This window comes from Dyadobacter sp. CECT 9275, assembly GCF_907164905.1.
GTDB lineage: Bacteria > Bacteroidota > Bacteroidia > Cytophagales > Spirosomataceae > Dyadobacter > Dyadobacter helix.
This window is the reverse complement of sequence record NZ_CAJRAF010000002.1, coordinates 1,333,174-1,358,690: the sequence shown is the minus strand read 5'-3', so window position 1 is coordinate 1,358,690 and position 25,517 is coordinate 1,333,174. Positions and strand designations below refer to the sequence as shown.

Genomic DNA, 25,517 nt, shown 5'->3' with positions numbered 1-25,517 from the left:
CTCTTTACTTATGTCATTAAAAATACCCGACGTGCGTTACCAGGAACTAGCCGGCAAATGGCTGGATGGGTCCATTACCGAAGATGAGAAGAAGGAGTTTGCCAGTTGGTACAACGCGGATCAGAACCAGGAAGTACTCATTCCGGAGTCCCTGGCAGCCGATGAGCAGGCACATCGTGATCGCCTTTTGTCAGCCATACTGAGTCAGACCCGGTTTGTCAAACCACGGAAAGTTGTCCCTTTGTTCAGATTCTCCGTTGCAGCGGCGGCAGTTCTGCTTTTGCTGCTGGGGGCAGGTACCTATTTTTGGGTGAAAGAAAAAAATACAGCCACACCTGAAATCGCTGCCGTCACGGGAGATATCGCTCCCGGCGGCGACAAAGCGACGCTGACGCTGGGCGATGGTTCTGTGCTGAAACTAAACGAACTGGCCAACGGAGCCTTAAAGGAAGACAAGGGATTCCGTATCAGCAAAAAGGATGGTGAACTGATCTATGAAAGACTCAGTGACCCAGTCGGGCCAGTCACTTTTAATACGATCAAAACGCCGCGGGGCGGGCAGTTCCGGGTTGTATTGCCCGACGGAAGCAAGGTGTGGCTGAATGCGGCCTCGTCCCTGCATTACCCCACTACATTTGATCATACCGACCGGCGCGTTAGCCTCACGGGTGAGGGCTACTTTGAAATTGCCAAACAACAGGACGACAAAAAAAGACCGGTACCTTTTCGAATCAACGTGAACAACAAAGAGCTCGTAGAAGTGCTGGGAACGCATTTTAACATCATGGCCTATTCGGACGAAAAGGTTATTAAAACGACCCTGCTTGAAGGAAGTGTACGTGTGTCCAAAACAGGGACCAGAAATGCAAGCTTACTGAAACCGGGACAGCAGTCGGAATACAATGGGCGGGACGGTTTCATGGTCCGAAGCGGAATCGACCCGGAGGAATCTATTTCATGGAAAAACGGGCTCATCGCCTTCAAGGACGCCGACATCAAAACCATCATGCGGCAGGTAGAACGATGGTATGACGTGAAGGTGGAATATGAGGGAGATATACCGCAGCGCCTGTTTACCGGTGGTATCTCCAGAAACGCTCAGCTGTCGAGCTTGCTGAAGGTACTGGAACTCAATAATATCCATTTTAAAGTAAGAGGGAAGACAATTATTGTAACACCTTAACCCTGTCAAATTTCAATCTAAACCCAGCAAGTATGAAACGAGGAAACTAGCGCCAACCATCGGCTTCATAAAAAAGCCGAAAGTGCTACCAACACTTCCGGCCAAAGCCATCCTCGACAGATGGCATGTGGAGCTAACGAACTGGCCGTAAGGCCACAAAACTTTCGACAGATTTTTTATTCATTAAACCCAACAAAACAAAAGTATGAATTTTTGTACGTATCAGACCGCTTTTTCCGAAAAAGCGTGGCTGTTTATTGAGCGAAGTCTCAACAGCATTCCCTCGGTGATCCGGATTCGTCCGAATATTAAAAAACAAATAGTTATGCGGATCAAACTGACTGCCTTCATCATTGCCTTGGCATGTGTTCATGTATTTGCGGACGGACGGGCTCAAAGTGTCACGCTGAAAGAAAAGAACGCATCTGTGGAAAGAATACTGAAGGAAATAAAGAGACAGACCGGCTTTATTTTCTGGTATGAAAACAACCTTTTGAAACAAACAAAAAAGGTAAGCGTGTCCCTTCAGAACGTGTCTGTAAAACAGGCCATGGATATACTGCTCGACGATCAGCCGCTGACCTATATGATTGTGGAGAAGACCATCGTGATCAAAAAAAAGGAGGCGGCTCTACCGCGAAACAACAATTCGTCTTTTATTCAGAAGGAGCCGGCTATACCACGCGTGGAAAGCAAATCTGAAAGTAAAATAGAAGACCTGCTATCCAGCCGTATTTCAGAATATAAACCAGCTTTGGTAGATATTCGTGGCCGCGTCACGGATGAGCAGAGCCATGGACTCCCCGGGGTGAGCATTGTACTGAAAGGCACGCAGCGCGGGACGACTTCCGATACGGAGGGGAATTTCAGCCTGTCCATACTTGAAGGCTCGCAGGAAAGCGTCAATCCGGTCCTGATCTTTTCCTTCGTAGGGTACTTGTCACAGGAAGTCGTGGTGGGGAATCGCAGCAGCATAGATGTATCTATGAAGGTGGATACCAAGGCGTTGAATGAAGTAGTTGTGGTGGGTTACGGGTCTCAGACCCGCAAGGATATCACCGGAGCCATTTCTTCCATTAATGAAAGAACCCTGAAGGAAGTGCCCGTCACCAACGCACAGCAGATGCTGCAGGGCCGTGCTGCCGGTGTGTATGTCACCCAAACATCCAACAAACCCGGCTCCGAACCGACCGTACGGATCAGGGGAAACCGCTCGGTGCGGGGCGGAAACGATCCATTGTATGTGGTCGACGGAATCCCGATTTCCGGCGGCTTCAACGACATCAGTCCCAATGATATCGCGTCCATGGAAGTGCTGAAAGACGCCTCGGCGACCGCCATTTACGGGTCCAGAGGCGCCAACGGTGTAATTATCATCACGACCAAAAGGGGAAAAGTAGGCGCGCCAACGTTGAGTTACAATACCTGGTTTGGGGCGACCAAAATCGTACGTTACGCCGATGTGTTCGACGGTCCGCAGTTTGTCGAATTCAAAAGGGAGGCAAACCGCGCCACCAACAACTACAATGATGCTACCCCCGAAGCGTCGGATGCCAAAATATTTGAGCCCGGTGAGATACAGGCCATCAAAAACGGCCGCTATACGGACTGGCCCAGCCTGATCGCCAAAAGCGGATTTTCTCAAAACCATGAGCTGAGCGTACTGGGCGGTTCCAGCACCACCCGCTATAATCTGTCGATGGGTTATCTCAACGACCGCGGGTATTTCAGCAACCAGGATTATAAACGATATACCACACGTATCAACCTCGACCAGGATATCAATACGCGGATCAAACTGGGTATTTCCATGCTAGGTACTTTCAGTGAGCGCAATGGAGGCGATATCAATCCCTACATGGCCTCTCTGGTGCAAACTCCGCTGGGTTCTCCTTATGATGCGGAAGGGAACCTGGTACCCTTCCCGACGGGTGATGCCCTGATGTACAACCTGCTCACAGACTTTGTTCCCGGGGCGGTGATCAACAAAGAAAAAAGATTTCGCTTGTTAAGCAGCATGTACGGGGAGGCGGAGCTGATTGACGGACTCAAATTCCGTATGAACTTCGGCCCCGATCTGGTCAACAGCCGGAAGGGGAATTTCCAGAAATCCAATACAACCTCTCGGCAGGGCGGACTTCCGGCCGGAGGCAGTTCCGAAAATTTCGTTTTCTCCTATACCTGGGAAAACATGCTGACCTACGATAAAATCATCGCCAACAAACATAAAATCAACGTAACGGGTTTGTACAGTATCCAGGACCGGACGTCGGAATCAAGCTCGGTGAACGTGACGAATCTGCCGGCCGAATCGGTTGAATATTACAACCTGGGCGCCGCCAATACGATTTCGGGTGTGGGGAGCGGTTACGAAAAATGGACAATCCTTTCCTATATGGGGCGGTTGAATTACGCCTTCGACAGCCGTTTCCTGCTGACATTAACCGCACGTGCGGATGGATCATCGCGTTTTGCCCCGGGCAACAAATGGGGTTTTTTCCCGTCCGCGGCTTTTGCCTATAACCTCTCGGACGAAGCGTTTATGAAAAGTTTCCGTCAGCTGAGTAATCTGAAAGTAAGAGTAAGTTACGGGAAAATCGGTAATACGGGTATTGATCCCTATCAGACCCAGGGCCTGTTATCGACCACAGCGTATGACTATAACGGAACAACCGCTTTTGGCCGTCGCCCTTCTTCGATCAGCAATCCGGATCTCCGGTGGGAATCCACTGCCACGCTGAATGCCGGTGTTGACTTTGGGTTTGTGAACAACCGGTTTACGGGTACCGTAGAAGTTTACAAGGCGGAAACCACCGATCTGCTGCTGGAAAAATTACTCCCCAACACCACCGGCTACTCCGGAACGCTTACCAACGTGGGCTCCACCAGCAACTCAGGCGTGGAAGTGACACTCGGGAGCAACAACATCGTATCCGGCAGCGGCGGTTTCGAATGGAGTACGGATCTTAACTTAGCCTATAATAAAGAGAAAATCCTCATGCTTTCGCAGGGCAAAGTAGACGACATCGGCAACGCCCGTTTTATCGGGAAACCGCTGGGCGTTTTTTATGACTACGAAAAAACGGGTATATGGCAGCTGGGGCAGGAGGATGAGGCCAAAAAGTACAGTTCTTCAGTGGGGCAGATCAAAGTGGCCGACCGGAATGGCAACGGCGTTATCGACCCGGGCGACCGGACCATCCTGGGCAATCGCAATCCGTCGTGGACGTTCGGCTTCAACAACCGTTTTGCCTGGAAGGGTTTTGATCTCGCCATCTTCGCAGTGGCCAGAGCGGGCAGTCTTCTGGCGAGTGCGCATCACAGCACGCCGAACAATACCATCGCCCTCGGCGGCCGGTACAATATGCTGGATGTCGACTACTGGACTCCCAACAATCCGACCAATGCTTATCCGCGTCCCATCAACGGCCAGTCGGGCAGCCCTGGACCGGTTTTCGGAAGCACGCTGAAATATTTCGATGGCTCATTTATCAGAATCCGGAATATCAATTTCGGCTACAATGTACCGACGGACCTGGTGAAAAAGATCCGGTCGCAGTCGGTAAGGCTGAGCTTCAATATTACCAATCCGTTCATTTTCTCTTCCTACGTCAGTAAGAACAAGGGTATTGACCCCGAGATTATGGATAACCCGGCCGTCGTGAATTACCTGCTTGGTCTGAACATTAAATTTTGATCTGAAATCATGAAGAAAATACTTATTCTGTCGCTTTTACTGACATCACTGGTTTTCGTTTCCTGCGAAAATATGCTGGAAGAAGACGTTCGTACCGAAATATCCAATGAACACCTCAACACAGCCCTTGGTATGGAGGATGGTGTGAATGCTGCATACAGCTATCTGAGGACCTGGTACGGAACGCAAAACGGGGGCTTTTTATCCGTTTACGGCACCGACGAATACACCACCGGAAGTGCCGACCCGGCCTTTAACGGGTACACCGCCAACATCCATTCTGCCAGCGGCATGGTTTCCGGCCCATGGAATGCATTTTACGAAGCGATCAATACCTGTAATGCGGTGATCGAACGGGCACCCAAAGTAACCGGTGTGACGGAAGCCTTAAAGAACACAAGGATTGCCGAAGCCAGGTTTTTGAGGGCATACTACTACTATATGCTCGTGGAGATTTTCGGCCCCGTACATATTACGCTGGTCGAAACGCAGGGTGCCTCCACCATTGCCAAACGGTCTCCCATCGAAGATGTATACAAGGTGATCATTGACGACCTCAACTTTGCCGTAGCTAACCTGCCCGTGACAGCCTCCGGTTTCGGGCGTGCCACCTTGCCGGCTGCCAAACATTTCCTGGCCCGGGTATATCTCACCCGTGGCGCATCAAAAGTAGCCCAGCCGGGAGATTACACCAAAGCGGCAACATTTGCAAAGGAAGCCATCGCAACGCCAAACGGCCCCAAACTGCTCGATGATTTCTGGATGATTTATAAAATCGGAAACGAAGTCAACAACGAGGTTATATTTTCTGTCCAATACAGCACCAACGTATTGACCAACGGAAATGGGAATAATGCCCACATGTTTTATATCATGGGTTACGAAGGACAGCCCGGTATGTACAGGGATCTGCCCAATGGCCGTCCCTGGGCACATTACAAGCCTAACAACTACATGCTGAATTTATACAACGCATACGACTCGCGTAACGAGAAGTCTTTCCAGCGCGTATGGTATTGCAACAAACCAGGCACGTATACCATCAACGGGAAACAGGTGCAGATGGCACTCGGGGATACATCGTTTTACCTTTCTCCGACAGAGGTGACACCTGCGCAGAAGGCTGGCAAAAGATATGTGATCTTTGGCCCCAGCGAGTATACCACCGGAATTTTTCCAAGCCTGAGCAAGTACCTGGATCCCAACCGGATTTCGATCAATGAGGCAAAGGGAACCCGTGATTTTGTGGTTTTCCGCCTTGCCGATACATACCTGCTGGCCGCTGAAGCCCTGCTTCTGGATGGAAAAGCCGACGAAGCGGTTACTTTTGTAAATACTGTGCGCCGAAGGGCAGCCAGAACTGGCGCCACAGCAGCCGAAACGGAAGCGAACAAAAAAGCAATGGAAGTAAAGGCGGCCGATCTCAACCTCGATTTTATCCTCGACGAAAGATCCCGTGAACTTTCGGGTGAGTATATGCGGTGGTTTGACCTGAAACGGACCAATAAGCTGGTGGAAAGGGTGAGGAAATACAACCCGGTGGCGGCACCGAACATCAAGGATTTTCACGTCCTCCGTCCTATTCCGCAAGCGCAGATCGACCGGACAGAAGGCAGGGGAGAGGCGTTTCCGCAGAATCCGGGTTATAACTAGGGATATACTGCAGGCAATTGGCTGTTAGCGATTAGCTGTTAGCTTTTAGCTAAGTTTTGCCTGAAACGGATTTGCTTGATAATAGCTGAACAAATCCCGGTCGGTAACCATCCCAGAGAAAGGAATGCCCCGGCCGGGATTCTCAAATCGTTTACAGCTAAAGTGACGGAGTAACAGCTTCAGACGCTAAACAGTAGCTGGTTTGATTCGCAGCCTGTCGCACCAGCTTAAAAAAGTTTTATAACTATTGTCCAGGATTTGTGCCTGGTCGGCAGGTATTTCGCGGCTGTTCGACCTGCTTATAACTTCTATCGGGAAACCTCGTTTACGCAGGAAATATTTGGAGCTGAGCGGATAATATTTCCCGATTACGGGTTCCATCTTTGCAATCTCCGACTGTATCCATTCGGCATCTGCCGATTTGGCCGGATTATTCACATTTTCACAAAGCCATGTATGGATTTCCGGATAAAAATTTCCAGATACCGGTGACATCCCCCTGGCTCCCAGTTGCAGTGCTTTCAGTACCGTAGCACTGTGCGCATTATATAATTCCATTTTTGTCCCACGGGCTATCTCCAGTTTTGCAGCTATGTTAGCGATATCCTCGGAGGTATCCTTGTGGTAGATCAGGCGGTCGTTAGAAACCAGAAACTTAAAAACTTTTGGTGTGATAATCCGTTTGTAGGGACGAGGACATTCATAGGTGCCCAGCCGGATGTCTCCGGTCTTTTCGAAAAATTCTTCAAAATTATTGATCAGTTTCTGGTCGCTCTCGTCTTTTTCGGCGAAATGGCTGGTGATCAGAATAGCGGCATCTACCCCTGTATCATTGATTTTTCGTGCGAAAGCAACTTTTTCTTTCATCGAATTCCCAAACGAGCCAGTGGAAACTACCGGCACCCGGCCATTGACGTACTTTACCACATGCCGCGTGAGTGCAATTCTTTCGGCATCATCCATAAAAAACATTTCGCTGCTGAGGCAATTGGCAAAAAAACCCCTGGCGCCTGCGGCCAGGTAGAAATCAACCAGCAGAGAAACCTTATCGTAATCAATTTTTTTATTGCTGTCGAGTGGCGTGACCATGACCGGAACAAACTTCTTCAGGTCGGCAGGATGTATATCGCCTCCATAGTAGTGGGGCTGACCTGCGCTGGAACTGGCCGATTCCGCACGAACGGGGGCCATGAGCTGGCCCGCAGCCAGCAGGCTGAGCGTGACGGGAGGTACTTTTTCTAAAAATGCTCTCCTGGAAAGCTGGGTGTCTTTTTTCATTATGGCATTAGGATTTAGGATTAATCTGTGCTTTAAAACAAGTACTTAAAAAAAGGGAATACGGTCTTATCCGGCCAAAATTATTTTTTTTGTCTTGTAACTTTTCCAAGAGTTATCCTTGCCAAAATACCTGCCAAAACCATTCAAATATGCGAATTCGGAGATTGAACAGACTTATGTGGAGATTGTATTTTGCTGTTTGGTAATTTATTTTTTTTAAATAGAATTTATCGAAGGCCCAATTTTGGGTGTCTGGCGTACATAAGGTTATTATTCACCCACTTTTTCAGACCAAAAATGGAAAAAAAAGCGCGAAAGATAATTTTAACCTTAAACCCAGTTAACTTAATGAAACAGAAAATTCTACCAGAACAGGGTACACCTTTTGTACAGGTAGGCAAAAGATGTAGCTTAATCATTGCTATGGCCGTTTTAACGGCATCTGCGGTGCAGGCAGCCGAACCATTTGGCTCCGTACTCCGGAAAAGCAAAGTGTCAGAAACCAGGATAGCCGTTAATCCTCTGGAAACAATCAAAGGAAAAGTGACGGACGACAAAGGCGCTGTACTGCCTGGGGTGAACATATTGGTAAAGGGTAGCCAGCAGGGTACGACAACCGATGTGGATGGTGTTTTTTCAATCGACGTGCCCTCTACCAATGCCGTCCTCGTATTTTCATTTGTGGGCTACAAGGTGCAGGAGGTACAGCTTGGAAACAGTACCAATCTTGAAGTAAAAATGGAGATTGATACCAAATCCTTAAATGAGGTGGTCGTGACCGCTTTGGGTATCAAAAAGGATGTGAAAGCGGTGGGCTATTCCGTAAGCAAAATTGACGGAGGGGCATTTACAAAAACCAGGGAAACCAATATTGCAGCATCTCTGGCAGGAAAAGTGGCGGGTGTGAACGTATCAGGTTCAGCGGCAGGACCAGCCGGTGCTACCCGGATTACTATCCGTGGAAATACTTCGATTGCAGGGGATAACGCTCCGCTGTTTATCATCAATGGCTTGCCAATGGATAATACGAAATTCGGACGCAGCAAAGATGATAATCCGGATTGGGGTGATAACATATCCAGTATCAACCCCGATGATGTAGAGGAAATGACCGTCCTCAAAGGAGCGGCCGCTGCTGCCTTGTATGGTTCCCGAGCCAGAAACGGTGCGATCATCATCACGACCAAATCAGGTAAGGGCAACAAGGGTATCGGTATCGAGTTCAATACCAACAATACCTGGGAAGTACCTTTTTTTATGTGGGAGCTGCAAAAGGAATACGGACAGGGGTACAACGGAGTTAAACCCATCAGTATGGACAATGCTGCTGCGCACGGTCAAAATCACTGGGGCGCCAAGTACGATGGACTACCAACTATCCAGCTGGATGGTGTGGAAAGACCATATTCTTATGTGAAAGACCAGGTTTTGAAGGATTTCTATGGTACCGGGCATACCTCGTCCAACAACGTAGCCTTTACCGGTGGTGGGGACAAAGGTAATTTCAGGGTAGGTATTACGGATATGCGGAACCAGGGGATTGTTCCCAATGCCAAAATGCGCCGGGACAATATCAGCCTGAGCATCAACCAGAATGCGACTAAAAACATTGCCATCAGTGCCAATGTGGATTACATCAACGAGGAGGTGAACAATCGTTATGTGCTGGAAAGTAACAATGCAAACAGTGTCGGGACCATTTTGTTTGTAAACAGCAACATGCCTACCAGTGCGCTGGCTCCGGGGTACAATCCTACTACATACGTTGAAAAAGTACTGGGTACCGACAGAGGTGCTACCAATCCGTATTATGCGTTAAATCGGATCAGTAACAAATCACAGAAGGATCGTTTCATTGCTGCGGTGAACGCTCGCTGGAATATTACCGACTGGCTGTTTCTGCAAGCAAAGGCAGGGCAGGACTACTATTCTCTGAAATTGAACAAAATCGTACCGGAAGGCACGGGCTATCGTCCGAACGGGCAGATTGACCAGATCAATTCCGTTTTCTACGAAAGAAACTTTGAAGGGATGCTGGGACTGAACAAAGCCTTAAGCAAGGACTTCAACCTGACAGTAAACCTGGGAGGTAACCTGATGTCGAGGCACAACGATGGTACCAATATCAGTGGTGCAGGGATCATCACACCGCGTCTGGAAGTGATCAATAATACTTCGGTGCGTACCACGCTTACTTCTATTTATGATAAAAAAATCAACTCGCTCTTTGGTACTGCTGAACTTGCTTTCCGAAATTATCTGTATCTGAACGTAACGGGCAGGAACGACTGGTTTTCAACGCTTAGCCCAGAGTCCAATAACTATTTTTATCCATCTGCCAGCGTTAGTTATGTGGTCTCGGATGCCTTCGATCTGCCCAGGGCGATCAGTTTTGCCAAATTCAGAGCCTCCTATGCTGCTGTAGGGGGAGATACGGATCCCTATAAGCTTAACCTGACCTATGGCGTACTACCTTACAGCTATGACGGTAAGCCACTGGGAACCATCAACCAACCCATCGTTCCTAATAAAAACCTGCGCCCGCTTAGTGTGAACGAGTTGGAAGTGGGGATGGACCTGCGTTTGTTTAACAACAAAGTTGGTCTTGATTTTGCTGCCTACAATAGAGTATCGACCAATGACATTACCGAGCAAAGCTTAACAACGGTTACGGGTTATAGCGGTGCTGTGGTGACAGTGGGAGAGTTACGTAACCGTGGTGTTGAAGCACTGTTTACCGTACGGCCGATCACCAAAAAGGATTTCAGCTGGGATGTAACCTTGAATATGGCTTATAACAAAAGCAAAGTCCTGAAAATTTCCAATACCACCAACGAGCTTCTGATGGCCACGGCCACGAAGGTTTTCCTCAAACAGGTTGTAGGTCAGGAATATTCACAGATTGTGGGGCGTACCATCAAACGGGATGCCAATGGCCGGGATGTAATGGATGCCAAAGGTCTGCCTATTGTTCCTACAGATGTAAAGGCATTTGGTTCGGGTATACAGCGTTGGACAACCGGTATCACCAATACATTCAGTTATAAAGCGCTTACTTTGTCGGCTCAGGTAGATGGCAAGTTCGGCGGACTGATCTACTCCAATACCAATTATAACCTGGAACACCGTGGGATGTCGTACCGGTCGTTACTGGGTAGAGAGAACGGAGTGGTTTTGCCAGGTGTGACCGAGACGGGAGAAGAAAACAAAGTATTGGTAACGGCTGCTCAGGTTAACAACCGTGATATCATTGTAAGACGCCGTGACGCGATAGATGATTATCTGTATAACGCAAGTTTTATCAAACTCCGTTATGTATCGCTGACTTACAGTCTGCCGCGTGCATTGTATGAAAAAATCGGATTTATCAAAGGGGCAAGTGTTTCACTCGTAGGGCGTAACCTTGCTATTCTGATGAAACATACTCCTGGTATTGATCCGGAAACCAACATTTCCGCAGGTAATGATCAGGGTATTGAATCAACCCAACTTCCGCCAACCAGAAGTTATGGATTTAACGTGAATTTGAAATTCTAAGTCAGGAACTGAAAAAATATTAAAAAATGAAAAAGATACTTAGCCTGTTATTGGCAAGCGGCGTGATGCTCATGTCCGGCTGCGATGGCGATTTTGAAGAACTGAATAAAGATCCCAATGCGGCAACTGCTGAGATTTTCAACCCCGCTTACCTGTTTACCTCGTCACAGCTTTTCTCATCCCGAGGGGACAACGGTACTTCATTACACTATGCGGAACCTTTTGTACAGCAGTTTGCAACCCTGAGTGATGCCGGAACGTTTGATTTCTTTGGTGACAAATATGTGTACAACAAAGGGGGAAGTGAGAGTCTGTGGAAGAATACCTTTAACCCAGGTACCGGAGGTAGTAAATTATTGGAAGATGCCCTGGTGTTATCCAAGGACAAACCAGAGCTCAGCAATCTGTACAACATGGCGAGGATCTGGAAAACGTTGATCTACCACCGCCTGACAGATATGTATGGCGATGTTCCTTATTCGGAGGCCAATCTCGGGTATTACACCCAGAACTACAAACCCAAATATGATACCCAGAAGGATATCTATTACAGTATGCTGTCGGAGCTTGAGGATGCCATCGGAAAGCTGGACGCTTCAAAAGGCCCTGTTACAGCTGATATCATCTATGCCGGTGATGTTGCCAAATGGAAAAAATTCGGATATTCTCTGATGCTGCGCCTGGGTATGCGTCTGCAGAAAGTAGAGCCTGCAACAGCCGAAGCCTGGGTGAAAAAGGCTTTTGCCGGGGGAGTATTTACCTCGGTTGATGACAACGCATTCGTAAGGTTTCCGGACAAAACGGGAGCTAACCAGGCGCTTGTAAATGAAGATAGCTGGACACTTTCCGTATCCGGACCCAATCCAGGCAAGATTAGTGCCACCTTCTTTAATTTCCTTAAGAGCCGCAATGATCCAAGGCTCAAATATACAGTGGCCGTATATACCGATCCGGCCAAAGCTTCTACCAAGAATACTGATCCTGCTATTCAGAAAGGAATGCCAAACGGATTCAACCTGGTTACCATTAAGTCGGATCCTAGTTATGACAATAGTAATCCTGCGGGCGGGCATCAGTATTCCGGTATCAACCGGGACATTTATGCCAAACTGGATGGCCCAAGAATGTTGATTACCTATGGTGAAGTGCAGCTGATGCTCGCCGAAGCGGCTGTTCGTGGCTGGATCACCGGTGATGCAGCTGCATTTTACAAAAATGGTGTAACAGGCGCGATGAAAAACCTGGCTAAATACGAAGCCACGGCGGTTATTACCGATGCAGAGATCAATACCTATCTGACAGCCAATCCTTTCGTTGGTACTGCCGACAAAGAAAAAGCTTACGAGCAGATCAATTCACAGTACTGGGCAGCATGTTTCATGAACGGTCTTGAAGCATTCGCCAACGTACGCCGATCGGGATATCCCAAACTTACACCGATTAATTATCCAAGTAACGAAACGGATGGTACTTATCCACGCAGATTACGCTACCCCGAGGATGAGCCTGTACTGAATGATGTTAACTACAAGGCCGCAGTGGCCCGTCAGGGAGCCGATAACTTCAAAACGAGGGTTTGGTGGGATAAGCAATAATATCCTTTAATTTATCATCGCTTTTGTCCGGTTTTTTAAAACCGGCGTAACACGAAAGGGTTAAAAAGGTGCTCTAAAAGGACTTTTTTAACCCTTTTGTTGAATAAGGAGTTACAAAGGTTTGGCTTCGTCATCGTTTGTGTTCCCAAAGAATGACCCACAAAACAGTAGTATTTATCCCAAATGATTTGGCAAGGCAAAAGCGAGGCTATCGTTTCCGACAGACCCCGCTTTTGTACTGTTGAACCAGATAGTAGCTGTAAGCTTACCAGCCCGGATTCTGGCCCAGAGCAGGATTCCGAGTGCGTTCAGCTTCGGGAATGGGGTAGAGGTATTTCTTGTCTGCCCACTGGCGCTGGCCGGGGTTCCACATCACTTCACCCGATGTGCCTTTGGACAATTGAATACGTCCCACGGCCGTAGAAGCCGACACATCCACAAATGCGATGCCAGTTGTGGAAGACGTTGGCTTGGTTCCCTGATAGAAATATACGTCTTTTTTGCCATCTCCGTTCAGGTCATACTCGCCCAGATCAGGTACGTACATACCATTCAGCGAGGCTGTCTGGAAAAGGGTGCCCAGTTTCCATCTTCTTAAATCGTCTGGACGTAGTCCTTCAAAAATCAACTCGGTACCTCTCTCGCGTAACACTTCGAGTAATACAGGACTAGTGAATTTGTTAGAGAAAAATGATATCATGTATGGATCGGCTACCGTTGGCGGTGTCGTCAGCGTCGCTCCGGTGATCCCTGCCCGCTTCCGCAGCGCACCAATGGTGTTCGTCCATTCCGTGGCAGTCATTTTGTCAAGCTCGGCCAGTGCTTCAGCCTTGTTCAGAAGCACTTCTGCATAGCGCATTACGATGTGCGCGTTGTCGTTGCGGCTTTCGTCATCGAAGGGGAAACGCTCGTCGTAGCACCATTTAATCGGCTGGTAACCAGTGTATGTCTGGCTGAAATTTGGCGGAGCAACAACCGGGACGCCGTTTTCGGTGCGGGCATAGTCTCCGGTCCGAATCGTCTGTTTCAAGCGTAGGTCGCGGTTTTTTACCTCTTCTACAAAAGGCGTCGTCTCGTAACCGGTCTTGCTTGTGAACGGCGTTCCGTCCAGATTGAGGTAAGTATTTACGAAGCGGCGCGTGAGGCTGGGGCGGTTGCCATAGGTGGGACTAATGAAGCGGCGGTTGGCAGAGCTGTACACCTGAAGGTTTGCGCTTAACGCGACCGAGAGTATCGTCTCGTCTGTGTAAGGCGTTTTTGTAATGAACATTTCACGGTAAGCCCTGTCTGGCGTGCTGGTATGCAGCGTATAACCTGTGATGGCGTTGGCTTCCTTCACAACTTCCTCATACCAGGCATTGGCTGTCGACTGCTTGTTGTCTTCGGTATGGTATTTCCGCCAAGAAGCCTCAAACAATGCGATGCGCGTTTTGTAGGCACGTGCCACGTTCTTGGTGATCCTTGTTACCGAAGCGTCGGAAGTGAGTGTTATATTGTCGATGGCGAAGTTCAGGTCGGCCAGGACTTTGTCCATCACTTCATAACGGTTCATGCGTGTTCCGTACAAAGTAGCTTCGTCTTTTACATCGATCGTCTTTTCGATCCAGGGCACATCACCAAATCTTCTGACCTTTGTAAAGTAAAACAGTGCCCGGAAGAACCGTGCCGTACCGAGGTAATGGTTTTTGGTAGGTACGGTACTCTTTTCGGCATTTTCAATAAAGTAATTGATGTTACGAAGCGGCGCCCAGTCGTTCGTGGACCAGCCGGAGCTTGTTATTGGGCTTAATGCATTGACAGCCAGGTAGTCGTCTACGCCGTTACGCGCAACGAGGTCCGAGTTGTCGTCGATCTGGAATACGCCTACATCCGGATCCGGGAGGAGGTTGTAAAACGAGTTCATGTAAAGGTCCAGACCGGCCTCGGAGCTGAAAACAGCTTGGTTGGTGGCGGTATCTACCGGCACCTCTGTGAGGTCGCAAGAGCTTGCCGTAGCGAGCAGCAAAACGGCAAGGGTATAACTGAGTATTTTTTTAGTCTTCATAATTGCTATTAGAAATTGATTGACAACCCGATTGATACGGATTTCAACATCGGGTAATTGTATCCGTCGCCGCTGCTACCGCCGCTAAGGTCTTTGTCTGATCCGTAAATGCTGGTTACATCCGTATCGCGGGTCCATTTGTAAAGTGGTGACCATGTCCAGATGTTTTCTCCTGACAGATACACTTTCAGGTCACGTGCGTGGATTTTAGAGGTGATGCGTTCGGGAATGGTGTAACCGATTTGCAGGTTTCTCAGCCGGATGTAGCCCACATTCTGCATGTAACGGTCATTGGCCACCTGCAATGCGCGGCCTGTTCCCTGCGCTATGTATCCTACCAGACGAGGCAGATAAGCATCGAAGTTACCCAGTTCTTCGCGGTACATATTGTCCTGCTGCCAGCGTGGGTAAGCGTTGTATGGACGGTTGTATTGTCCCCAGAAACGTGCCTCTGCCGAAGGATACCAGTTTTGTTTGAGCACACCCTGAAAGAAACCGCCTACGAAGAAGCCGTTCCAGTCACCCGAGAGGTTCACTCCATAGGTGTAACGAGGCTCGGAGTTGCCGATGATCGATTTGTCACCCGAGTTGCCCACGCGGTTCAAACCCTGGTAAATGACATTGTCGCCGTCCAGATTCTGGAACTTGAGGTCACCAGGGTAGTTCTTGCGGGTGTTCGTGTTCGGTACGTTGGACTGTGATGGAGAGTTGGCGATTTCGTCCGCTGATCTGAACAACCCGGCCACTTTGTAACCCCAAATTTCACCCACACGCTGACCTTCGTAATAGTCAGTCAGGTTTTTATCCGGGTTGTTGTATTTGGTGATCGTCGCTTTGTAGTCGGCCAATGTCACACGTACACCGTAGTGGAGCGGCTTAGAGCCCAGGTTGAACTGGTCATCCCAGTTGATGGAAAGCTCCCATCCATTGGTTTTCAGGTCGGCATAGTTTCCGTTAGGTACGCTTGTACCGTATATCGAAGGAACAGTTGGTCCAACAGTAAACATGTCGGTTGTTTTACGCTGGTAAATGTCCCCGGAGAATTGGAGTTTACCATTGATCGCATGGAAGTCAAGACCCAAGTTGGCTGTGGTAGAAGTCTCCCATGTCAGGCCGTTCGGAACAACGGCGGGCTGGCTTGTGGCCTGCGGGCGGATTCCGTTGATGACACGCCCCATTTGAGAAATACTGAACTTCTCATTGAATGCGTATGGCGCTATGTTACCATTACCCAGCGAACCGTAAGATGCACGCAGTTTCAGGTTTGAAATGATTTTTGGACTCACTTTCCAGAATGGTTCTTCCGATATGCGCCAACCGGCTGAGGCCGATGGAAAGAAAGCCCACTGTTGGTTTGTCGGGAATTTCGAAGAACCGTCGTAACGTCCGTTTATTTCAAGCAGGTATCGTTCGCGGAAGTTGTAGTTCAGGCGGAAAAAGCCCCCTGCTATGGCCCATTTGCGGTAACCACCGTTGGTAGTAATGCTTTGCCCCAGCGCGAGATTGATGTCGTCGGCGCCGCTGTATACGATACCGTTCCGCTGGGCGGCCAGGTTTGTAGTGATCGAGCGTTCGTAATTGAAACCGCCCAGTATCGTAAAATTGTGGACATTGTTAAACGACTTCACATAATCTGCATAGAAGTTTGTTGCCAGGTAGCTGATCGTATTTCTTGCTTCGGCGATGTCGTTGGTATTGGTACCGGTGTAGCCGATCACACCCTTGGTACGGCTGTATGGCACCTGAACACGGTTTTGCTGCGTGGCAAGGTCGGTGCTCTGGAAGGTCATGTTGGCTTTGATGGTGAGTGCCTTATCGAAGAATTGCGCCTTCGCTGCCGTCTGGTTTTTCAGGAAGCGTTGGGTTTGGTCAATGGCATTGCGGCCGTAGTAGTAATCACCCACAGTATAAGCTGCTGAAAACGAAAGTGTTCCGTCCGGGTTCAGTAGTGGAGCCAGCGGGTGGCCTTCATCAGCAATGTTCCGGTAAATACCGCTTCCTTCACCGACGTTCAATGGCTGGTGGTATTTCATCGAAGAAAACTCCGTGTTGTTATCGACCCGCAGCCACGAAGTCAGCTGAATACCTCCCTTTGCACGGAAGTTATACATGCTGTATTTGTCCGTATTGTAACGAAACAATCCATCCTGGTTATTGAAACGGCCGCTGAGCAGGTAGGTTGCCTTGTCGGTACCGCCGGCGATGGAAAGCGCGTGATCTTGTGCGCTCAGGCGCTTTTTGTATAACTCCTTGTACCAGTCGGTGCTGTAATAGTATTGATATTCACCGGTTGTCGGGTTTACCTCTACTTTTGGCAGTGACGGGTCTTCATATCTCTTTTTGATCTCGGCCAGATAGGCGGGGGAGAAGCTGATCGTTTTGTTAACCGCGGTCGGTGTGCTCCCGTTGTCGTTCCAGCGCGACCAGGCGTCGCTGAAACCCTGCGCCCATGGATAGGAGTCGACGATGTTGTCAGGAATCTCCGTAGGGGCTTTGATCGAGTAGTTGGCCGTATAAGAAACGCGCATCTTGCCTTCCGGCGCTGGTTTGGTCGTGATGAGTACCACGCCAAATACGGCACGTGCTCCATAAATGGAAGCCGAAGCCGCATCTTTCAGTACCGAAATGCTTTCGATGTCTTGCGGGTTCAGCATGCGCGGGTCACCTTCCACGCCGTCGATCAGCACCAGTGCGCTTCCCTGCTGACCGATTGATGTAGTACCACGTACGTTAAAAGAAGGCGATTGCGTGGGCTTGCCGTCAAACATACGGATATTCAGGTTAGGTACAACCCCCACCAGCCCTTGCGCCAGGTTGGGAATCGGCCGGTTTTGCAATACTTCCTGGCCCACCTGGTCCACAGCGCCCGTCAGGTTTACTTTTTTCTGCGTTCCATAACCCACAACGACCACCTCGTTCAGTGACTTGCTATCGGCCTTCAGTGCGATATCGATAGTGGTCCGTGTGCCGGTCGCGATTTCCTGACTGATATAACCTACGTATGAAAACACGAGTATGGCACCGCCTTCGGGAATGTCAAGTGAATAATTACCTGTTGCATCTGTTACCGTTCCAATCTGGGTGCCTTTCACAACAACGTTCGCGCCGGGAATCCCGTTGGGTGTGTCGCCCTCAGTTACCTTTCCTTTGATTTGTCTGTCGGCTTGGGCAGTCATAAGCCGAAACGAAGTATTGACCTTTACGTCCATTGGGAAGGGCGTGTTTGCCCAGCTGGTGCCGCTTATCATGGCGATCAGTGCCAATCGGGCGACGGATTTGGGTGAAGCTCCTGTAAATTCTGACCGCCTTCGTATACGTCGATCCATCTTGTGAATTGTTTAATATGAAAAAAATGGGTTAACATGCATTCTGGGCAGCAAAATTGTGGAATTCTTTTTCGCGGGCTTCTGTCCAATGGGCTATTTAACAAAATGATAATTTCTGGTGCGATGGCGTGACGACGAGCAGGCAGGGAAAGGGCCATACACATGCTCGATAACTGCAAAATACGAGATATGATATTTCTCAATTTGTCTCAGAAAAATCTAATAATGACCAACAAAACGGAAAGGAGAACGACGTACCCGTATGTTGATTTCCTTTATTCTGCGTAGCGATGTACAGACTGGACGACAGGCTCCCCGGCTCGGACCAGATCAGCGTAATACCTCCGGTAACGGCAGTTCCTAACTCCTCCTATGACGGAGCCGGCAACGCTACCATGGACAAAAACCGGGGTATCAGTGAAGGTGGTATCCGCTACAACATACTGAATCTTCCACGCGAAGTTGCCATCGGCAGTGATACCCTCGGATACCACTATGATGGCGCAGGTTCCAAACTAAGGATGAGCAATACCAACGGCACGGTTAACACCAAGTATGCCGGGGCATTTGAATATAATAATAGTAACTACCTTACCCGTATCGCCACCGAAGAAGGGCAGATCAACATCACTAATAATGGCAATGATTACAGTTTTGAGTATTACCTAAGAGATCACCTCGGTAATACTCGACCGGGCTGGCGTTCAAGTGGTGATGAACGAAGCGGGTACTATGGTACAAGAGACTGAGTATTTTCCTTTTGGGCTTGATTTGCCTAGGGCTGCTGGTATAAATAAGTATCCGGGCGGCGTTCCGCTTTATAACGGAAAGGAAAAACAGCCGGAAACGGGGTTGCTGGATTACGGAGCAAGGCAGTATGATCCGACGATCGGGAGATTTGGGACGGTAGATGGTGCTGCTGAACTATTTGGTCATGTGTCTCCCTACAGTTATGGACTTGGAAATCCTTTGTTGTATATTGATCCCTCCGGTGATACGACGATCAGTATTAATGACTTCGCAAGGACGCCGTTTAATCCAGAAAAGGATGTGGTTCAATTAAATGAAGCTACCGTCCGGCCAGATGGGTTCTATGGGTCTGGTGGACTCGCTTACACAGCTCAAACAAAAGGAGTAGTTGCAGGATATAGTGCCGGGTATAATGGTTCTGGTGAATATGGAGGTGCTGATGTAAATGTTACAGGTTTTAGAGCAGAATACAGTAATACTACGGGTACGGGAGCGGGCAATTTGGCGCTTGAAGGAGGAGTAAAGGTAACTGGTTTGCAGGGCACGGCAAGTTTAACAGGTGGGACAGAAAATAACAATATTGGATTAGGCACAGAAGGGAATGCACTTTTAGCAGAAGCCAATGGAACAGTTGGAATTCTTACAGGTGAAAACAACAAAAGAGGGGCCTATTTAGGAGGGGAAGCAGGAGCTTATCTACTTAAAGGTGAAGCGAATCCTAGTGTTACTGTTTTTGGTTTTAAAGTAGGCGTAACAGTTGGAGGTTCATTAGGAAGTGCTCATATAGGTGGCGGTATAGGAGGATACAATGATGGCAACAAAGGTACTTTTGTGTTTAAGGGTATGGGAAATATTGGTCTTGGTGCTGAAATAAAAATAGGATTTAATGTAGAAAAAACTATTAAGTAATAGTCATGATATTGAATATTTTATACTGTTTATTCTTTGGAATTCTCGATTTCTCAATTTATTTGTATTTGGTAAGAAATGATCGAATTCCCAAAAATATTTTAGTAGTAGCGTTAAGTACTATTATCTTGATTGTCTTTTTGCATGCAGGGTGGATAGAGATAAGTGGTTTAATGAAATGGAACGATTTCTTTGGGCTTCTAATGTTTAGCATTGGTATAATTATTTTATATTTTGAGAGTAAATTTCAGGATTCATATATCGACTCTAGAAAAGAAAGTCTAAATCAAAAACTATATGAAAGATTTAAACCAGTTTTTGACTTCGTTAGATATAAGTTGATATATATTATGATTTATGTTTATCAGTTTTTGGCGGTCTGGAATGACAGCTATAGATAAGGATTTTCAATTAGCCTACAACTGGACGCGTAAACATCAGTCATTCAATAATATCAAGAGTTACTTTGCGTCAATATTGGGTTTATCTAAGCGTCGACTATACCATGAAAGTACCTAAACAGGCTAAAAAGGGGTAGAAAATCCCCAGTAGGTATATGACAAATTTACTGAAATATTTATCCTTAGTCGTACTAGCTTTACTTTCTTGCAAGAATATAGAAAAGGATAATAAAGTGATTTTTGATTATATAGATGAAGACAACTCGGTACGATCCGCAGATTCAGTTTACTTCTTGCATAAAACCATAAATGATTCAGTTCAACTTGTTTCGAGTAGATATCGACAATCCATATTTATTTATGAATCAAAAAAAGGTGTTTTTGAATCCGTAGATAATAAAAATTATATACTTAGCTTTTCATTTGACGATACGTTGTTTCATACTAATATGATATTTCCATATGACAGCGTAACTAATACATCCTTGAGCGGCCTTAAAAAATATTCTGTCAAAGATTCAAATGTCATGGTCTACAGGTTTAATGAATCCGTAGACAATGATTTCTTCGGTAAATCGCATGGTGGATCAATAACCTACTATGTTCCGCAAATTGGAATTGTCATGATGTCAACAGGAGAAATGCCGGGCAGCTTGGTTAGGCGATTCTCAGAGAATAGTGTTGGGAAGGAAATAATCAAATTGATCAGATCAGACTCAGTGTTTTTTGACGGTAACTTTATGAAAAGACCAATAATCAATATGCGGGACCACCCTTTCCCGAAGGATTTAAAGTAGGACACAACTGAACGGAAAACTTAAATATGATGGGATCCTCGAATATAACAATGGGTAACTACTTTTCCGCCATCGTTTGTGTGCTCACAAACGAGAAATTGGCGGTAGTAATGTGTTTTAAATAACGGGCAGGGGGGGCTGAGATACTGAATATCCTTCGAAAAATATCAGTCTATAGCAAAACTCGGAGCTACCACTACGACGCGACTGGCAGCAAACTGCGCATGCAGAATAACATAATAATATTGTAAATGATTTTGTTAAGAAAATGAAAAGTTAGTATGGAATAGATGTAAAGGTAAACTAATATGGAAAATTTTCGTGTAATAATTTACTACATTATAAATGTATTTGTATTCATTTTATTAAGATATGCAACAATCTTGTTGATATTCATTGCTTGGGGAATTGGCAATAACTACACCTATTCATTTTTACAGTATTTGCCCGCTCTATTTCTTCAAGTTTTTTTGATTATTTATAGTAGAAAGAGAATAAAATGGCTTGAGGTAAAAAATCAAAATATAGTGATATTTATTCTATTGTGTTTGTTTTTTTTTTAGTCATCTTTCCATAATATCAGAAAAAATAATCCCTAGGTAGTTCGATTTATGTATGAGAAATCTATTATTCAACGGTTTCCCAACTTCGGGTTTATCCAAGTGTCGACTCACTGACTAATCGGGCTAAGAGAGTCTTTGGTTGTCCAGAAATGGCATTTTGCTAGAGTCATTCAGAATGAGGTTTTAAATCAAAAGCTCTTGAAGCGTGTCCAGTTGATGGGCTTTTTATAAGTTTTTACACTCCGCTGTTGAGTCAATCTGTGCGGCTGCCTGACAAAATAGTGGGGAGTGCGGAGTCCTATGGGAAAAAGCATTATTTTGCCTTAATTTTTTGCTCTTGTTTGATCAAGCGAAGGAAGAACCATGTTGGTATAGACAAATAGCGGTTCCTTTCGCCAGGTACGGTTATATCACTCAGCTCTTGACGCGGACAGTTTAGCTGAGCCTACATCCCTCCGCCACCGAAGAAGGGCAGATCAACATCACTAATAATGGCAATGATTACAGTTTTGAGTATTACCTGAGAGATCACCTCGGCAATACGCGACCGGGCTGGCGTTCCAGTGGTGATGAACGAATCCGGTACCATGGTACAGGAAACGGAATATATGCCTTTTGGTCTTGCGATTCCTAGGGCTGCTGGTACAAATAAGTATCCGGGCGGCGTTCCGCTTTATAACGGAAAGGAAAAACAGCCGGAAACGGGGTTGCTGGATTACAGAGCAAGGCAGTATGATCCGACGATCGGGAGTGGATGGTGGTGGATCCCGTCAGTAGTGGTGACTATACTCAGTCTCCTTATCAGTATGTACTAAATAATCCCGCTAAATATATTGACCCGTTTGGGCTCTGGGAGGAAACTGCAAATAGATATACCACAACAGATCAAGGAGATATTAAAAGGTTCATGAGTTATTTGAATTTTGAAAGGCTGGTCTTTGGAAACAACCCATCTTCTGAACAAATGGTTGGTTTTGCAGAAGGTGAGATGAAAGAAGCTGGTGGTACTATGAGTAACGGCGGAAAGTTGGTTTCGGAAGTACGGGAGAAGAGATATCGGGGGCGTCTGGGTATTGAATGGTACCCAGACAAAGAATCCGTTAAAAATGCCTGGTATGATGTGCAAGGAGGGTTGACACCTAATGCATTGAATCCAAGGAGTATTGGACACAACTATCTTTGGACCACTTACAATGGCCCGAATAATCCCAAAAAATACAGTGGAAAAGACGATTATTCTTATTTGCCTCGTAATCCGGTTGAACTTGCGGGATACACCCACGATAAATATTACGATAGTAAGGGAGTTCATGGCGCGGAGGGCCTTTTTACTTCTAAAGAGGTAATTGGAGCAGATTGGCGCTTTGTCCTAACGCAAAATATGAATGCGGCTAACTCGGCATTGGATCCAATATCCCGAATTAAAGCGGCAGGATTCGCCGTCGGACTTGGGATCTTTGCTGCCCCTAAAACAGTATTTTACGGACTAGTTGAAGCTGTCAAATTAGCAGGTCCGGGAGCGTCAGCCATAAAACCTTAAACAATGAAGAAGATTTGGATTCTGATGATTTTGATAGTGGGTTGTAACAGTAAAAGTTGCAATCTTGATAAAATTGCTGGTACCCTGGGTGCATTTCAGAAATGGAGTTTCGCTATTTCCGAAATGCAGATGGAAAAAGGAATAGAAAACCTTTACACTCAAAATCCTAATTGCCGGATTCCCGAGAAATGGGTACATCTTGATGACTGGAAACAGGGGGGGTATGGATTTTTAAATGGGAAAATCTTCTATTTTGAAGACCAACCAGAAGAAATGTATTTTGTATCTTATTATGAAGGAAGTATGGATAGCCAGGACGTACTGGTTATCTCTGTTAGAGCCGTAAATAATGGCAGTTCATGGAGTACCGTTGATGATTTCCGTTTTCGTGAGCCAGAACAGAAAAGAATAGATAACCGCTTCCATGAAGAAATAATTAAAAAGCTGGAAAAACTGCTCAACGTAAAGGCTCAAAAGTATAAGCCATAATTTTGGGGTCGACAAAGTTATTCCAAGTCTTCTCACCGGTAAGGACATGACCCGGAACAGCGGCGTTCCCGGTAACGGGGATTGGTTATTTTTGTAAATACGGGTACTCTCGAGGTGTAAAGGTTTAAAAGTCAGGAAAAGTGAAAGGGTTAAAAGGTTGCTCCGTGAGAACCTTTTAACCCTTTGTTGCTTTAAGTCGATTTCCTTATCTCATTATTTGTCCCACCAGATGTGCGACTTTAAATCATCGGCTCCCAGCCATCCTACTGCTTCGTTGTAATGTGCGGCATTGATCCGGAGTTCATCGGCAGGGTAAAGGATTCTTCTGGGGACGTATCCTGGGCCAATGGGGCCAACCGGAATCACCGGGAATCCGGTACGTCGCCATTCCGACCAGGCTTCAAAACCAACCAGATACAGTGAGATCCATTTCTGCAGCGCGATTTTTTCGAGTTTTTGTGCCTGAGTGCCGGTATAGGCAACGCCGTTTTGGGTAAAGTAGCTGTCGGGAGCAACGATACTGGCTGGCGTCAGTTTCAGGTAGGAAGTTGCGTAGTTGGCCGGAATACGGCTGCTGTAATACTTGAACTGATCCTTAATTCCGTTTGTGTAATAGGTTTCGGCTGCGGCAGAGCCACCGGAAATGTAGCCCTTTTCGGCGGCCTCGGCCAGGATGAACTGCACCTCGGAATAACTGATGATAATGCCCTGTCCTGCAGTGGCGGAAGCCAGGTCTGGAGCATACTGGATAGACATCCAAAGCATGCCCGACGGAGATGTTGCATTGTTGTCGGGGAAGTTACCGATTCCGTTGAGGTCGCCGGCGTAAACGAAATTCTTAGGGTCGGGACGGACGCCGTTGGCATCGGTGGCGCTGCTGGCCGGAGTGGGCAGCGCGTAGGCATACAAGCGGGTGTCATTAAGGGATTTCAGGTAATCAATCAGTTGTTTGCTGACCTTGGTTCCTGTTCCTCCATTTCCTGACCGGTAAAAAGGGGATTCGTTTGAAGGTCTGTCGACCAGATATTGTAAGGCTGCCTGGTCTGCGTTGGAAGAGAACAAAGGGTATTTGGTCGGGTTTTCAACGATGGCTTTCATTGCAGTGGTGGGATCAACCCGTTTGGACTGTCGGAGCAAAAGCCGTAGCCGGAGGCTATTCGCGAATTTTTTCCAGTTGTCAACATTTCCGCTGTACAGGATGTCGCCCGTCACAGGCTCATTGCTGCTGCCGAGCAGGCTGTTTGCTTCTTCCAGGTCAGCAAGTAACCCGGCGTAAACGGCATCCTGTTGTTCAAACTTGGGGGCACTGATACCCGACAGTTTTGCATTGGCCGCTTCACGGAACGGAATGGGGCCGTAAAGGTCCGTCAGGCATTGGAACATCCATGAACGGAGTACCAGGGCAATTCCCTTGTAATTCTTCTGGCCCTGGGTTTCCGCAATACTGATGACTTCGTTCAGGTCGCGGATGTAGTCATAGTAATTCCAGAAAAAATAACTGCCTGCATCTGAACGCGCCCAGTTGCTGAAATTACTGGCATAGTCGGAGGCCAGCAGGTTGGCAGCAATACTTCCTCTGGTATAGGAATTATCGAGGTGGTTGTTTACCGCTCCCCGGATCAGATTGGGCAACAGCAATCCGGCATTTGAAACTTTATCGGGAGAATTGGGATTGGTATTGATCTCTTCAAAATCCTTTGTGCAGCTCGCCACAGTCAGCAGGACAAAGATTAGTATATAACTTAACTTTTTCAT

General features: G+C 47.2%; 16 protein-coding genes. 11 read left to right on the top strand and 5 right to left on the bottom strand.

The features are described from left to right. The first annotated feature begins 10 nt into the window (after window positions 1-10). The 3 genes from KOE27_RS13725 (at window position 11) to KOE27_RS13715 (ending at window position 6,533) form a co-directional block, all read left to right on the top strand. Entirely contained in the window at window positions 11-1,183 is a 1,173-nt protein-coding gene (locus tag KOE27_RS13725) for a FecR family protein (protein ID WP_215239432.1), read from the top strand. 205 nt (window positions 1,184-1,388) lie between these two features. Beyond that, window positions 1,389-4,880 carry a TonB-dependent receptor gene (locus KOE27_RS13720; RefSeq protein ID WP_215239431.1) on the top strand — a complete coding sequence of 1,164 codons (3,492 nt, stop codon included), beginning with the start codon at window positions 1,389-1,391 and terminating at the stop codon, window positions 4,878-4,880. A 9-nt stretch (window positions 4,881-4,889) separates the two neighbouring features. After that, window positions 4,890-6,533 carry a RagB/SusD family nutrient uptake outer membrane protein gene (locus KOE27_RS13715; RefSeq protein ID WP_215239430.1) on the top strand — a complete coding sequence of 548 codons (1,644 nt, stop codon included), beginning with the start codon at window positions 4,890-4,892 and terminating at the stop codon, window positions 6,531-6,533. A gap of 186 nt (window positions 6,534-6,719) precedes the next feature. Here the strand turns inward: KOE27_RS13715 and KOE27_RS13710 are convergent, their stop codons facing one another. Beyond that, window positions 6,720-7,811 carry a dihydrodipicolinate synthase family protein gene (locus KOE27_RS13710; RefSeq protein WP_215239429.1) on the bottom strand — a complete coding sequence of 364 codons (1,092 nt, stop codon included), beginning with the start codon at window positions 7,809-7,811 and terminating at the stop codon, window positions 6,720-6,722. 348 nt (window positions 7,812-8,159) lie between these two features. On the opposite strand from KOE27_RS13710, the gene KOE27_RS13705 reads away from it, so the two are divergent. Beyond that, window positions 8,160-11,348 carry a SusC/RagA family TonB-linked outer membrane protein gene (locus KOE27_RS13705; protein ID WP_215239428.1) on the top strand — a complete coding sequence of 1,063 codons (3,189 nt, stop codon included), beginning with the start codon at window positions 8,160-8,162 and terminating at the stop codon, window positions 11,346-11,348. 26 nt (window positions 11,349-11,374) lie between these two features. Further along, complete coding sequence (locus KOE27_RS13700; protein ID WP_215239427.1) at window positions 11,375-12,943, top strand: SusD/RagB family nutrient-binding outer membrane lipoprotein; 1,569 nt, start codon at window positions 11,375-11,377, stop codon at window positions 12,941-12,943. A gap of 265 nt (window positions 12,944-13,208) precedes the next feature. On the opposite strand, the gene KOE27_RS13695 is transcribed toward KOE27_RS13700, so the two are convergent. Both KOE27_RS13695 and KOE27_RS13690 read right to left on the bottom strand, forming a co-directional pair. After that, complete coding sequence (locus KOE27_RS13695; RefSeq protein ID WP_215239426.1) at window positions 13,209-14,987, bottom strand: RagB/SusD family nutrient uptake outer membrane protein; 1,779 nt, start codon at window positions 14,985-14,987, stop codon at window positions 13,209-13,211. 8 nt (window positions 14,988-14,995) lie between these two features. Beyond that, window positions 14,996-18,313, bottom strand: coding sequence for a SusC/RagA family TonB-linked outer membrane protein (locus KOE27_RS13690; protein ID WP_215239425.1), 3,318 nt, complete (start codon window positions 18,311-18,313; stop codon window positions 14,996-14,998). A gap of 290 nt (window positions 18,314-18,603) precedes the next feature. Between KOE27_RS13690 and KOE27_RS13685 the strand changes: the two genes are divergently transcribed. The 3 genes from KOE27_RS13685 (at window position 18,604) to KOE27_RS13675 (ending at window position 21,170) form a co-directional block, all read left to right on the top strand. Next, window positions 18,604-19,062 (top strand): hypothetical protein, encoded by a 459-nt coding sequence (locus tag KOE27_RS13685; protein ID WP_215239424.1) that lies wholly within the window; start codon window positions 18,604-18,606, stop codon window positions 19,060-19,062. Next, window positions 19,046-19,972 carry an RHS repeat-associated core domain-containing protein gene (locus tag KOE27_RS13680; protein WP_215239423.1) on the top strand — a complete coding sequence of 309 codons (927 nt, stop codon included), beginning with the start codon at window positions 19,046-19,048 and terminating at the stop codon, window positions 19,970-19,972. Before KOE27_RS13685 ends, KOE27_RS13680 begins: the two co-directional genes overlap by 17 nt. Before the next feature lie 556 nt (window positions 19,973-20,528). Next, window positions 20,529-21,170, top strand: coding sequence for a hypothetical protein (locus tag KOE27_RS13675; protein WP_215239422.1), 642 nt, complete (start codon window positions 20,529-20,531; stop codon window positions 21,168-21,170). 1,008 nt (window positions 21,171-22,178) lie between these two features. Here KOE27_RS13675 and KOE27_RS13670 read toward each other — a convergent pair. Continuing rightward, window positions 22,179-22,322: a hypothetical protein gene (locus tag KOE27_RS13670; RefSeq protein WP_215239421.1), complete on the bottom strand. Its 144-nt coding sequence runs from the start codon at window positions 22,320-22,322 to the stop codon at window positions 22,179-22,181. Here KOE27_RS13670 and KOE27_RS13665 point away from each other — a divergent pair. From KOE27_RS13665 to KOE27_RS13655, 3 genes are all read left to right on the top strand, one after another. After that, a complete protein-coding gene (locus KOE27_RS13665) occupies window positions 22,321-22,548 on the top strand; it encodes a hypothetical protein (RefSeq protein WP_215239420.1) in 228 nt (75 codons plus the stop codon). The two genes, KOE27_RS13670 and KOE27_RS13665, sit on opposite strands and share 2 nt — an antisense overlap. Before the next feature lie 92 nt (window positions 22,549-22,640). Further along, complete coding sequence (locus KOE27_RS13660; RefSeq protein WP_215239419.1) at window positions 22,641-23,273, top strand: hypothetical protein; 633 nt, start codon at window positions 22,641-22,643, stop codon at window positions 23,271-23,273. A 3-nt stretch (window positions 23,274-23,276) separates the two neighbouring features. Then, window positions 23,277-23,762, top strand: coding sequence for a hypothetical protein (locus tag KOE27_RS13655; RefSeq protein WP_215239418.1), 486 nt, complete (start codon window positions 23,277-23,279; stop codon window positions 23,760-23,762). Between the two features lie 213 nt (window positions 23,763-23,975). Here the strand turns inward: KOE27_RS13655 and KOE27_RS13650 are convergent, their stop codons facing one another. Then, on the bottom strand, window positions 23,976-25,517 hold the full coding sequence (locus KOE27_RS13650; RefSeq protein WP_215239417.1) for a SusD/RagB family nutrient-binding outer membrane lipoprotein: 1,542 nt from the start codon (window positions 25,515-25,517) through the stop codon (window positions 23,976-23,978).